Genomic DNA, 12,272 nt, shown 5'->3' on the forward strand with positions numbered 1-12,272 from the left:
GAACCCAGGATCTCACCTCGGCGAAACGAGGGGCGAACGCTTTTGCGTGCGGCCGTCGCCGCCGTTGTGTTCCAGCTCCCGGCGGTAGACGCGAAGACCCCCTCCGGTGGACCGGAGGGGGTCTTCTTTCGCTGTGGCTGGGGCCGGGGTCGAACCGGCGACCTATCGCTTTTCAGGCGATCGCTCGTACCAACTGAGCTACCCAGCCGCGATGTTTCACGTGAAACACCAGCGGTCCTGACGGGATTTGAACCCGCGGCCTCCACCTTGACAGGGTGGCGAGCACTCCAAACTGCTCCACAGGACCAAGATGCGTACGACAGTGTCGCACACGTTCTTGCGTGCCCCCAACGGGATTCGAACCCGTGCTACCGCCTTGAAAGGGCGGCGTCCTAGGCCGCTAGACGATGAGGGCTATCGGCCCGCCTGGGCGCTTCGTCAGCGCGTCGGGGACGTGAGAAGCATATGGGATGGCGGGAGCTATCGCCAAAACGGTTTACGGGCCGCTCGGGGAGGTCCCGGTTGACGTGGTTCCCGAGGGTGACGGGGGTTGTCCGTCCCCGGGTTCGGCGCCCGGCTGGTTCTCCTTCGGCAGGTGGCGGCTGACCTCCGCCGTCATCAGGCCGAGACCGCCCAGCTTGATCTCGTCCCAGGCCTGGAGGCGGCGGGTGTCGCGGTCGAGGTAGAGGACGGAGGCCTCGATCGGGTCGGGGTCCTTGCCCTCCACGGCCCGCAGCCCGCTGCCGCCGGTCGAGCCCTCGATACGGAGCCGGGTCCCCTGGCCCAACATCTCCATCTCGGGGCGGTGCAGGTGCCCGGCGAGCACGAGCGGGACCTGGCCGTCCGTCTCCCGGGCGGCGTCCGGGTTGTGCGCGACCGCGATGTCCACGGGGGTGCCCGCTGCCTTCTGGGCGCGCAGGGCGTCCGCCAGCCGCCGTCCGGCGGCCTCCTCCGAGGGCAGGCCCGACTTGCCGGTCGAGCGGTCCGGGGTGAACTGCGGGTCCCCCATCCCGGCGAACCGCAGCCCGCCCACGGTCACCGCCTTCCCCTCGTCGAGGACATGGGTGTTGTCGATGCCCTCCAGATAGCGCTGGGTCAGGAGCGAGTCGTGGTTGCCGCGCACCCAGACATAGGGCGCCCCGAGATCGGCGATCGGGTCGAGGAAGCCGTTCTCGGCGGCGCTGCCGTGGTCCATGGTGTCGCCGGAGTCGACGATGACGTTGATCTCGTACTGCTCCACCAGCGAGGCGATGATCTTCCAGCTGGCCGGGTTCAGATGGATGTCGGAGACGTGCAGGACGCGGATGGTGGTCGGGTCCGGCTGGTACGCGGGGAGCGTGGACGTGACGTCGTACAGCTTGGTCACGTTCGTCACCAGGCGGGCCAACTCCTTCTGGTAGACGTCGAATTCGGTGACGATGCTGCGCGCGTTGCCGACGAGGGAGGGCGCGGAGGAGAGCAGGCCGGAGAACTTGGGCTCCAGGACGGAGTTCGGGTTCCAGGTGGCCGCGGCCGTCCCGCCGGCGCCCGCCAGGAGCACGAGGGCGAGGCCGCCGGCGGCGAGGGCGCGGCGGGGGCGGCGGAACACGGCGAGGCCGAGCGCGGTGGCCCCGGAGACGACGGCGACGCCGGACCGTACGGCCAGGTCGATGGTGCCGTGCCGCACATCGGAGGCGATCTCCTCCTGGAGCCCGGAGATCCGTTCGGGGTGGTCGACCAGGGCCTGGGCGCGCTCCGGGTCGAGCTGGTCGACGTTGACGTCGAGGCGTACGGGGGCGTGGTGGCTGCTCAGTTCCAGGGCGCCCAGCGGGGAGACGTTGATCTTCGTGCCGCCGGTGAGGGACGGGCGCAGGGTCATCGTCGTGTTCATGGGGCCCACGGGGGTGCGGACGTTCCCCACGATCAGCAGGCCCAGCCAGGCGCCGAGCAGGACGACCGCGACCAGGCCGACCGCGCGGCCCCAGGGGTGGGGGTGGTGGACCAGTTCGGCGGTGGGGTGCGCGCGGCGGGAGCGGTAGTGGCGGGCCAGGGCGCCGGGGGCCTTCGGCGTGGCCCGGCGGAGGCGGCGCAGGGCTGTGCGCAGGGGGTGGGCGGCGGTGGCTGGGGCGGCGGGGACGCGGGCCATTGGTCCCGTATGCCCAAGGGCGGGTGCGGATATGCGGTGGGGAGGCGGTGGGCGGGGCGGGTGCGTGGGGCCCCGGGGTCGGGTTCCGTGCCGTCCGCGTCTCTCGTCCGTGCGGGTCGTGCCTGACAATGGCCGTGTGCTGGAGATGACGCGCGAGGAGTTCGAGGAACTGGTCGCCGAGGCGTTGGACCGGATTCCGCCGGAGCTGACACGGCTGATGGACAACGTGGCGGTGTTCGTCGAGGACGAGCCGCCCGCCGACGACCCCGAGCTGCTCGGACTGTACGAGGGCACTCCGCTGACGGACCGGGGGGAGTGGTACGCGGGGGTGCTGCCGGACCGGATCACGATCTACCGGGGGCCGACGCTGCGTATGTGCGAGACGCGAGAGGACGTGGTCGCGGAGACCGAGGTGACCGTGGTGCACGAGATCGCGCATCACTTCGGGATCGACGACGCGCGGCTGCACGCGCTGGGGTACGGATAGCCGGCGGAGCCGGACCGGTACCGGTGGCCGGGCTGTGAAGTTCGGCACGTGCGGGGGGAGAGCGCGCAGGTCGTGTCCGTAGGGGCCCTCGGGTTGGCGTGTCCTCTTGTGCGCGGCGGGAGTTGGGCAGGGGGACTCCTCTTTCCGCCCCCCTCGGAGGTGGCCGCCGTGCGCGCCTTGAACGTATCCGTCCGTCTGGCCGCCACGGTCATGGCCGTAGCGGCGGCCGCCGGCTGTATGAGCGTGGGGGACGACGGGCGGAAGCCCGGGCCGTCGCCGTCCGCGGGGCAGCGGGGCGGGGAGAAGCCGGACGGGGGCTCCGCGGTGACCGGCGGGGGCGGTACGGGGTATCAGTCGGGTCAGGGGAAGCGGCACGGTTCCGCCGCTCCCGGGCCTTCCGCGTCCAGGTCGGCCTCCGCCTCCGCGTCGGCGTCCGGGGCCGCCGAGCCGTCCGGGAAGGCGACGCCGCCGAAGGGGGGCAAGGGCGACGGCAAGGGGGACGGGCCGGGGGAGCCCGAGCCGCCGAAGGGGGAGCCCACTCCCACGCCGAGTGCGGTGGAGCCCGAGCCGGAGCCGTCGAAGCCGGTGGAGCCGCCGCCGTCGCCCGAGCCGTCCGCCGAGCCGTCGTCGTCGGCGCACGAGCAGGGGGCACAGCTGGTGGAGCGGGAGCCGGCGCCGGAGGCGGGGGACGCGGCGTAGAGCCGCCCCGCGCATGCTGTAGGATGGCCTTTCTGCCGCCTTTTCACGTCGGCCTTCACCTCCGCCCGAAAACGTCGGGCCCGGACCTGCGGACAGCCGCTGGGTTTGCCTTGAGGGGTTGTGGGTCCGTATGGTGGCAGATCGTTTGATCCCATTGCCCCATTGCCCGGCGCCATCACAGAGCGCGCCGTGTGGCGCGTACTCTCCCTTGCCGTGGCGGACCGCATAGAGGCGGTCGTGTGCGAATCACGGAGTTGACGGGCGCGTGCCGACGAGACTCCGGAAGGTTTCGCATACGCATGTCCATTTCCAGTACTGATCACGTCGTCGTGCCCGAGAACGGCTCGCAGGACGACATCGAGCCCGCCTCCGTCGAGGCGGCTCCCGAGGCCCCCAAGGCTCCCGAGGTCACCTTCGCGGACCTCGGTCTCCCCGAGGGCGTCGTGCGCAAGCTCGCGCAGAACGGCGTGACCACCCCCTTCCCGATCCAGGCCGCGACCATCCCGGACGCCCTGGCCGGCAAGGACATCCTCGGCCGTGGCCGTACCGGCTCCGGCAAGACCCTGTCGTTCGGTCTCCCGCTGCTCGCGCAGCTGGCCGGCGGCCACACCGAGCGCAAGAAGCCCCGCGGCGTCATCCTCACGCCGACCCGTGAGCTCGCGATGCAGGTCGCGGACGCCCTCCAGCCGTACGGCGACGTCCTCGGCCTGAAGATGAAGGTCGTCTGCGGCGGTACGTCGATGGGCAACCAGATCTACGCCCTGGAGCGCGGCGTCGACATCCTCGTCGCCACCCCGGGCCGGCTGCGCGACATCATCAACCGCGGCGCCTGCTCGCTGGAGAACACCCAGATCGCCGTCCTCGACGAGGCCGACCAGATGTCGGACCTGGGCTTCCTGCCCGAGGTCACCGAGCTGCTCGACCAGGTCCCGGCGGGCGGCCAGCGGATGCTCTTCTCCGCGACGATGGAGAACGAGATCTCCACGCTGGTCAAGCGCTACCTGAGCAACCCCGTCACGCACGAGGTCGACAGCGCCCAGGGCAACGTCACGACCATGTCGCACCACATCCTCATCGTGAAGCCCAAGGACAAGGCGCCGGTCACCGCCGCGATCGCCTCCCGCAAGGGCCGCACGATCATCTTCGTCCGCACCCAGCTGGGCGCCGACCGCATCGCCGAGCAGCTGCGCGACTCCGGTGTGAAGGCCGACGCGCTGCACGGCGGCATGACCCAGGGCGCCCGTACGCGGACGCTGGCCGACTTCAAGGACGGTTACGTCAACGCGCTCGTCGCGACCGACGTGGCCGCCCGCGGTATCCACGTCGACGGCATCGACCTGGTCCTGAACGTGGACCCGGCCGGTGACCACAAGGACTACCTGCACCGCTCCGGCCGTACGGCCCGCGCGGGCCGCTCCGGCACGGTCGTCTCCCTCTCCCTGCCGCACCAGCGCCGGCAGATCTTCCGGCTGATGGAGGACGCGGGCGTCGACGCCTCGCGCCACATCATCCAGGGCGGTACGGCCTTCGACAGCGAGGTCGCCGACATCACCGGCGCCCGCTCGATGACCGAGGTCCAGGCCGAGTCGGTCGACAACGCCGCGCAGCAGGCCGAGCGCGAGGTCGCCCAGCTCACCAAGGAGCTGGAGCGGGTCACGCGCCGCGCCGCCGAGCTGCGCGACGAGGCCACCCGGCTGACCGCGCGCGCCGCGCGGGAGCGGGGCGAGGACCCGGAGGCGGCTGTCGCGGCCGCCGCGGAGACCGTCGCCGCTGCCGCCACCGCCGCCGAGGCGGACGGCACGCCGGCCGAGGCCCCGGCCGCGGTCGTCGAGCAGCCCGCCGAGCGTCCGGCGTACGAGCGTTCCTCGTACGACCAGCCGCGCCAGCGCCGCGAGGAGCGGAGCGGCGGGTACGACCGCGGTGACCGTGGTGATCGCGGCGGGTTCCGCCGGGACAACGACCGTCGGGACGGCGACCGTGGTGGGCGTTCGTTCGAGCGTCGTGACGACCGTGGCGGCAGTGGTTTCCGCCGTGACAACGACCGTGGCGGCCGTTCCTTCGAGCGCCGCGACGACCGTGGCGGCAGTGGCTTCCGCCGGGACAACGACCGCCGGGACGACCGTCGGGACGGCGACCGTGGTGGCCGTTCGTTCGAGCGTCGTGACGACCGTGGCGGCAGCGGTTTCCGCCGGGACAACGACCGTGGCGGGTTCGAGCGTCGGGACGGCGAGCGCGGTGGGCGTTCGTTCGAGCGTCGTGACGACCGTGGTGGCAGTGGTGGCAGTGGCTTCCGCCGGGACAACGACCGTGGCGGGCGTTCCTTCGAGCGTCGCGACGAGCGGGGCGGCCACCGGGGCAGCGACCGTCCGTTCAACCGCGACCGTCAGGGCGGCGACCGTCCGGGCTTCCGCTCCGGCGGACACGAGCGTCCGTACGGCCGTCGTGACGACCACCGCGGCTCCGGCTCCGGCACCGGTTCCTCCTTCGGCCGCCGTGACGACAAGCCGCGCTGGAAGCGCAACGGCTGACAGCGGTGACGTCGAGCCATCGGTCGGCTGACATCGGCTGAGTGCTTCGCAGGGCCCGTACGACTTCGGTCGTACGGGCCCTGCGGGCTTTCCGGGCCTGTCGGCCTTCGGGGCCTGCCGGCCTTCCGAGGCTTGTTGTCGCCCGTGCCGCCGGTTTTCGGCCATGGTGTGGCGCATGTCACGTACTCGGAGCGGGAATTGCTGGGGGCATGACAGATGACGACATAGCCCGTGGGGCAGCCGGGGCTTCGGTCCCGGACTCTGTGTCGGTCTCGGTGTCCGACGAGGAACGGCTCGCCCAGCTGGGCTACACGCAGGTCCTCGCCCGCCGTATGTCCGCGTTCTCCAACTACGCGGTCTCTTTCACGATCATCTCGGTCCTGTCCGGCTGTATGACGCTCTACCTCTTCGGCATGAACACCGGCGGGCCCGCCGTGATCACCTGGGGCTGGGTCGCGGTCGGCCTGATGACGCTCTTCGTGGGCCTGGCCATGGCCGAGATCTGTTCGGCCTACCCGACCTCCGCCGGCCTGTACTTCTGGGCCCACCGGCTGGCCCCGGCCCGCAGCGCGGCGGCCTGGGCGTGGTTCACGGGCTGGTTCAACGTGCTCGGCCAGGTCGCCGTGACCGCCGGTATCGACTTCGGCGCGGCGTCGTTCCTGGCGGCGTATCTGAACCTGGAGTTCGGCTTCGAGGTGACCCCGGTCCGCACGATCCTGCTCTTCGCCGCGATCCTGCTGCTGCACGGTCTCCTCAACACCTTCGGCGTCCGGATCGTCGGTCTGCTGAACAGCATCAGCGTGTGGTGGCACGTCGTGGGCGTGGTCGTCATCGTCGGCGCGCTCGTCGTCGTCCCCGACAGCCATCAGTCGGCGTCCTTCGTCTTCACCGAGTTCGTCAACGAGACGGGCTGGGGCAGCGGGCTGTACGTGGTGCTGCTGGGGCTGCTGATGGCGCAGTACACCTTCACCGGGTACGACGCCTCCGCCCATATGACCGAGGAGACGCACGACGCGTCGACGGCCGGCCCGAAGGGCATCGTGCAGTCCATCTGGACGTCCTGGGTGGCGGGCTTCGTCCTCCTCCTCGGCTTCACCTTCGCCATCCAGTCGTACGACGGGGCCCGCGAGTCGGCGACCGGGGTGCCGCCCGCGCAGATCCTGCTGGACGCGCTCGGCGCGACCGGCGGGAAGCTGCTCCTGCTCGTCATCATCGGCGCGCAGCTCTTCTGCGGGATGGCCTCCGTCACCGCCAACAGCCGCATGATCTACGCCTTCTCGCGCGACGGCGCGCTCCCGTTCTCGCACGTCTGGCACACCGTCAGCCCCCGCACCCGCACTCCCGTGGCGGCGGTCTGGCTGGCGGCGGGCGGCGCGCTGGTCCTGGGCCTGCCGTATCTGATCAACAGCACCGCGTACGCCGCCGTCACCTCGATCGCGGTGATCGGCCTCTACATCGCGTACGTCATCCCGACCCTGCTGCGGCTGCGCAAGGGCGAGGCGTTCGAACGCGGGCCCTGGCACCTCGGCCGCTGGTCCCGTGCGATCGGCGTCGTCGCGGTGGTCTGGGTCCTCTTCATCACCGTCCTGTTCATGCTCCCGCAGGTGTCCCCGGTCACCTGGGAGAACTTCAACTACGCCCCCGTCGCCGTCGTCGTGGTGCTCGGCTTCGCGGCGATCTGGTGGGCCGCCTCCGCCCGCCACTGGTTCCTCGATCCCGGCCACGAGCGCGGCGCGGCCCGGGAGGCGGCGCGGAAGGGGGCACCGGAGCCGATCGATCCGTGATCCCGTAGCCGGGGTCCGGCATCGGCCAACTCGCCCTGCTTCCACCGTTCTTCCGCCGATCTTCCGCCCGTTCTGTTCTACGGCGAACCTTTTTGCGGCCCTCCGACGCGGCCGGGTCACCGATACCCGATCGGACTCCCGGCCGCGTCCGGCTATGCTCGGGGAGGCAACATCGCCTGGGCCCTTAGCTCAATTGGCAGAGCAGTGGACTTTTAATCCATTGGTTGTGGGTTCGAGTCCCACAGGGCCTACGGTTCGCGGGTGGGGGTATCCCCTCTGACCTGCGGTGCAGCGCTCGGGTCGGCTTCGGTCGGGTCGGGCGCTGTGGCGTTTCGGGGTGCTGTGCGACTGATGTGTCCGGCTGCCGGCCCTCACCTCGGCGGCCCGCGCTCCGCCAGCCCGCTCTCATAGGCGACGATCACCAGCTGAGCCCGATCCCGCGCGTGCAGCTTCGCCAAGAGGCTGCTCACATGGGTTTTCACCGTGGGCAGGCTGATCACGAGGTGCTGGGAGATCTCCGCGTTCGACAGGCCGTTCGAGATCAGCACCAACACCTCCTGGTCCCGTTTCGTGAGGCCGACCAGTCTCGGGGCCGCCCGCGCCGTCCTGTCGGGGCGGGAGAAGGTCGCGATGAGACGGCGGGTGACCGTGGGGGCCAGGACTCCCTCGCCGGTGGCGATGACCCGGATGCCTGCGACCATGTCCGCCGGCGAGACGTCCTTCAGCACGAAGCCGCTCGCGCCCGCCTGCAGGGCCGGATAGACGTAGTCGTCCACGTCGAACATGGTGAGGGCCGGCACCCGTACGCCTGCCAGCGTCTCGTCGGCGCAGATCTCCCGGGTGGCCGCGATGCCGTCCATGACAGGCATGCGGAGGTCCATCAGGACGACGTCCGGCTTGAGTTCGCGGGCGAGTTCCACCGCGCTGGCGCCGTCCTGCGCCTCGGCTGTTCCGCTTTCCTCGCATGTCGTCCGTCGGGGCTGTTCAGCGGGTGGGCGCGAGTCCAGCGGCGACGTATTCTCGACTGCCTTGCCCGCACTCCTTGTTGAGCACAAGCTCGGCTGTCCGTGTGTGCATGTGTCCAGGTGCCCCAGGTTTCAGGCAAGTCCCCTCACGCGTCCCGTCGGCGGTGCCGGAGGTAGCCGGCGGCCAGGGCCGCCACCGACTGCGCCGCCGAGGTCCGGCCGGAGTACGGCCACCCGTGGGAGCAGTGCGAACCTGATCGCCTGGTGGGTGTGAACGGCTCTCCCTGACCCATGGGGTGCGCAACCATGTCTCGCGAATTTCCGCGAAACCGGAGGTGCCCGACGGCCCCGTTCGGCCTCAGTGGGGCGGTGGCCAGAGGGCGTTGAGGATCAGCCGTACCTGTTCGATCAGGTGGGACGGGTCGAACCTGCCGGGCTCGGTGAGCGCGAGGCGGCCGAAGTGCTCCGCGCAGGCGACGAGCGCGTGGGCGAGGATCCGGGGGTCCGGTGCGGGGGTCGTCCGCGGAGGCTGCGCGGGGGCCGACCGCTGGGAGGGGGCTCTCCGCTCGGCCAGGGCGAGGGAGATCCACTGCTCGACCCGGAGGCGGAAGCGTTCCCGGTCCGCCTCGATGCGGTCGCGGACGACCGCCGGCATGGTGCCCGGAGTCAGCAGGATCAGCCGCCAGGTGTCCGGGTCCTCGCGGAGCATCGCGGACATCCGGCGTACCGCCTCGGCGGCGAACGCGGCGGGGTCGCGCAGGTCCACCCCGTCGGGCAGCGTCGCGAGCAGCCGGGCGAAGGCGCGGGCCTGCTGCCGGTCCAGCAGCGCGGTGAGCAGGGCGCCGAGGTCGTCGAAGGCGCCGTAGACCACCGACCTGGCGACACCGGCCCGCTTCGCGATGGCATCGATCGAGACCCGGTCGTAGCCCTCGCTCACGATCACGGCGAGGGCGGCGTCGAGCACCTGCTCACGGCGCTCCGCGAGCGGCACGCGCGGGGCGTACGGGCGTCGCTTGCGCGGCGGGCGGTCGTCCGAAGAGGTGGGCGCAGACACCTTGGCAGTTTACGACAGTCGTGTCTTAATTTACGACAGCAGTGTCGTAATGGAGAGGTGAGGGGGTGAGGGTCGATGGCGAGACTGAGGCGGAGCGAGGTCGAACCGCACGAGGACTACGGCTTCTTCGGGCCGGGCTCGGTGGTGTGGAAGGTGTGGAGCTATCCGACGGCGCCGACGGTCGGTTTCCAGCGGGCCGTGGTCGTCGAGGAACTCGATCCGCCGCTGGTGGCCGCCGTCCACGCGACCCAGGGCATCTACCGCCGCTCACGCACGCGCTACGACCGGACCCTGCGGTACTTCGCGATGGTGGCCTTCGCCGGTTCACGGCAGGTGTGCGAGGCCGCGGACGTCCTGGTCAGGATCCATTCCAAGGCGATCGGCGAACTGCCGTACGGCGGCGGGACGTACGACGCCAACGACCCGGCCTCACAGCTGTGGATCCAGCTCACCGGCTGGCACTCCATCCTCTACGCGTACGAGAAGTACGGGCCCGGGAAACTGACGGAGCGGGAGGAGCGGGAGTACTGGGAGGCGTGCGCGGTCGCCGCCGAGCTGCAGACGTGCTCCCCCGACGACATCCCCCGCAGCCGTGACGGCGTCCGGGCGTACTTCGAGGAGATGCGCCCCCGGCTGTCGGCCAGCCCGATCGCCCGCCAGGCCATGAACCATCTGCTGCGCAGCGAGCTCGTCCTGCCGCCGGTGCCGCGCTGGGCGAAGCCGGTGACCATGGTGGTCGCGAAGGCGCAGCGGATCGCGACGCTCGCCACCCTGCCGCGCTGGATGCGCGAGACGGCCGGGATCCGGCAGTCCCGTCTCCTCGACGCGCTCATCGTGCCCGTCATGAGGACGGCCTTCGCCCTCGCCCACCTCAGCCCCCGGGCCGAACTGCGCCTCATCGGGAGACTGTCACCCTCCACGGTCGCGGTGATCGCGCCGATGAAGCTCGGTGTCCCGCCCCGGAACGCCGAGGTGCTGACCCCCGCGGAGGCCCGCGCCCGGCACGGCTACGCCCGGCCCGCCGAGGCCCATCCGGACTTCCGGGCCCGGCAGGCGGCCCGCGTCTTCGGCGCCGGCGAGGCCCCGAGCGAACAGGGGCTCATCGAGTCGGAGGGGATTCTGGGGCCGCTGTCGTAATGCGACCGGTCATGTGCCGCAAGACGACCATTCATGCGTAGCCGTCACCCCGGCCGCGGCGCCGCCCCCTGTGCAGTCGGCGGCGGCGCCGCGAGCCTCGCCGTAGCCACGTACGACACCACCACCGCGACGATCACCAGCGGCATGACCGTGATCCCCCGGTCCCCGATCAGCAGCGTGGCCAGCAGGACGGAGACCAGCGGAAGCCGCAGCATCGCGGCGCTCATCGCCCCGATTCCCATGGCGAACCCCGCGACCAGGCTCAGCCCCGGCAGATGGGAGCAGAGGATGCCGCCCGCGGCCCCCACGAACATCGCGGGGAAGATCGGACCTCCCCGGAAGGCGCTGAGCGACACGCAGTAGGCGAGGCCCTTGCACACCACCAGCAGCGCCAGCGCTCCCACCGAGTACGCGGCGCTGTGGGTGAGGAACGGGTCGAGTGCCGTCTGCCCCGAGTACAGGACGTCGGTCGCCGGTTTGCCGCTGCTCTCCGCGTAGCCGATCGCGAGTCCCGCCACGACCAGGCCCATGACCACCGTGGCCGACACCCGTCGCCGCTCGACATGCGTCCGGAGCCGGACGGCGAGCCAGCGGATGCCCGCCCCCACGAGCGCGGCCGACAGCCCGATGAGCAGGGCCCAGCCGAACTCCGCCGCTGTCGGGCGGGTGGCCTCGGGGACGTCGTGCAGGGTCAGCGAGTAGGTGCCCAGCCCGGTCCAGGACCCCAGCCCGACGAAGATGAGCGCGCCGATGCCCGCGGCCAGCAGACCGGGTACGAGCACCATCGCCATCATCGGCCCGCCCAGCCCGGAGGCTTCCATCAGCAGGAACGCCCCCAGCAGCGGCGACCCCAGCAGCGAACTGACGGCCGCGAAACTGCCCGCCGCGCCCAGCACCGCGCTCATCTGCTCCGGGGGGTCGCGTCGGACCATCCGTACGGCAGCGGCGGCGAGCCCACCGCCGAGCGCGAGCAGGGGGGCCTCGGGTCCGAGGACGGCGGCGAAACAGAGCGTGGCCAGCGCGGCGGCGAAGATCCCGGGCAGCTCGATGGGCTTGGCCACGCCGGCGGGCTGGAATCCGGCGGTCGGCTCATGGCCGCCGTGCCCCGGCAGATACCGGACCGTCAGGCTGACCAGCAGCCCCCCGACGACGAGCAGCGGCACCGGCCACCACACCGGCGTCCCGTCGAACCCGAGCGCCTCCGGCAGATCCGTGTAGATCAACGGCTGGACCTCACCGACCAGCGCGAGGAAACCGAACGCCACCGCCGACACCGGTACGCCGATCAGCGCGGCCATCAGCAACAGCACCAGATACGCGCGGCTGCGCAGCAGCGCCATCGGGTCCGGCGGCGACACGGCCTCGGACCCGGTCGGCCCGACCGGCATGCGCACCGCCTCCTCGCATCGCGCCCACTCCCGACCGGCGCCCTCCCGAGCCTGGCACGCCACCTCCGCCCGGGCATGCCGGTGCCGTCCATGCGGGTCACTGGG

At 71.4% G+C, this 12,272-nt stretch carries 9 protein-coding genes and 4 tRNA genes; 5 read left to right on the plus strand and 8 right to left on the minus strand.

The window, feature by feature from the left end:
• Positions 1 to 134: 134 nt before the first annotated feature.
• The 4 genes from J8M51_RS40255 to J8M51_RS40270 all read right to left on the minus strand — a co-directional run bounded on the left by J8M51_RS40255 (position 135) and on the right by J8M51_RS40270 (position 2,125).
• Positions 135 to 208: transfer RNA gene (locus J8M51_RS40255), tRNA-Phe, on the minus strand.
• A 24-nt stretch (positions 209 to 232) separates the two neighbouring features.
• A tRNA-Asp gene (locus J8M51_RS40260) sits at positions 233 to 307 on the minus strand.
• Positions 308 to 342: 35 nt separating this feature from the next.
• Positions 343 to 415: transfer RNA gene (locus J8M51_RS40265), tRNA-Glu, on the minus strand.
• 81 nt (positions 416 to 496) lie between these two features.
• Positions 497 to 2,125 carry a metallophosphoesterase family protein gene (locus tag J8M51_RS40270; protein WP_267299936.1) on the minus strand — a complete coding sequence of 543 codons (1,629 nt, stop codon included), beginning with the start codon at positions 2,123 to 2,125 and terminating at the stop codon, positions 497 to 499.
• A 136-nt stretch (positions 2,126 to 2,261) separates the two neighbouring features.
• Between J8M51_RS40270 and J8M51_RS40275 the strand changes: the two genes are divergently transcribed.
• Positions 2,262 to 2,612, plus strand: a complete 351-nt coding sequence (locus J8M51_RS40275; protein WP_059249887.1) for a metallopeptidase family protein — start codon at positions 2,262 to 2,264, stop codon at positions 2,610 to 2,612.
• A gap of 359 nt (positions 2,613 to 2,971) precedes the next feature.
• On the opposite strand, the gene J8M51_RS46380 is transcribed toward J8M51_RS40275, so the two are convergent.
• A complete protein-coding gene (locus J8M51_RS46380; protein ID WP_216589443.1) occupies positions 2,972 to 3,358 on the minus strand; it encodes a hypothetical protein in 387 nt (128 codons plus the stop codon).
• Between the two features lie 252 nt (positions 3,359 to 3,610).
• Here J8M51_RS46380 and J8M51_RS40285 point away from each other — a divergent pair, with 252 nt between their 5' ends.
• The 3 genes from J8M51_RS40285 to J8M51_RS40295 all read left to right on the plus strand — a co-directional run bounded on the left by J8M51_RS40285 (position 3,611) and on the right by J8M51_RS40295 (position 7,874).
• On the plus strand, positions 3,611 to 5,839 hold the full coding sequence (locus J8M51_RS40285) for a DEAD/DEAH box helicase (RefSeq protein WP_086758448.1): 2,229 nt from the start codon (positions 3,611 to 3,613) through the stop codon (positions 5,837 to 5,839).
• A 209-nt stretch (positions 5,840 to 6,048) separates the two neighbouring features.
• Positions 6,049 to 7,623 carry an amino acid permease gene (locus J8M51_RS40290; protein WP_256965399.1) on the plus strand — a complete coding sequence of 525 codons (1,575 nt, stop codon included), beginning with the start codon at positions 6,049 to 6,051 and terminating at the stop codon, positions 7,621 to 7,623.
• Positions 7,624 to 7,801: 178 nt separating this feature from the next.
• Positions 7,802 to 7,874 (plus strand) — tRNA-Lys (locus J8M51_RS40295).
• Between the two features lie 120 nt (positions 7,875 to 7,994).
• Here the strand turns inward: J8M51_RS40295 and J8M51_RS40300 are convergent.
• Together J8M51_RS40300 and J8M51_RS40305 are read right to left on the minus strand one after the other, a co-directional pair.
• On the minus strand, positions 7,995 to 8,678 hold the full coding sequence (locus J8M51_RS40300) for a response regulator transcription factor (RefSeq protein WP_317853009.1): 684 nt from the start codon (positions 8,676 to 8,678) through the stop codon (positions 7,995 to 7,997).
• Positions 8,679 to 8,946: 268 nt separating this feature from the next.
• Entirely contained in the window at positions 8,947 to 9,642 is a 696-nt protein-coding gene (locus J8M51_RS40305; protein ID WP_086758452.1) for a TetR/AcrR family transcriptional regulator, read from the minus strand.
• A 75-nt stretch (positions 9,643 to 9,717) separates the two neighbouring features.
• Here J8M51_RS40305 and J8M51_RS40310 point away from each other — a divergent pair, with 75 nt between their 5' ends.
• Positions 9,718 to 10,779, plus strand: a complete 1,062-nt coding sequence (locus J8M51_RS40310; RefSeq protein ID WP_086758454.1) for an oxygenase MpaB family protein — start codon at positions 9,718 to 9,720, stop codon at positions 10,777 to 10,779.
• A 44-nt stretch (positions 10,780 to 10,823) separates the two neighbouring features.
• Here the strand turns inward: J8M51_RS40310 and J8M51_RS40315 are convergent, their stop codons facing one another.
• Complete coding sequence (locus tag J8M51_RS40315) at positions 10,824 to 12,167, minus strand: chloride channel protein (RefSeq protein ID WP_086758455.1); 1,344 nt, start codon at positions 12,165 to 12,167, stop codon at positions 10,824 to 10,826.
• Positions 12,168 to 12,272: the final 105 nt, after the last annotated feature.

Source organism: Streptomyces griseiscabiei, from assembly GCF_020010925.1.
Taxonomy (GTDB): domain Bacteria; phylum Actinomycetota; class Actinomycetes; order Streptomycetales; family Streptomycetaceae; genus Streptomyces; species Streptomyces griseiscabiei.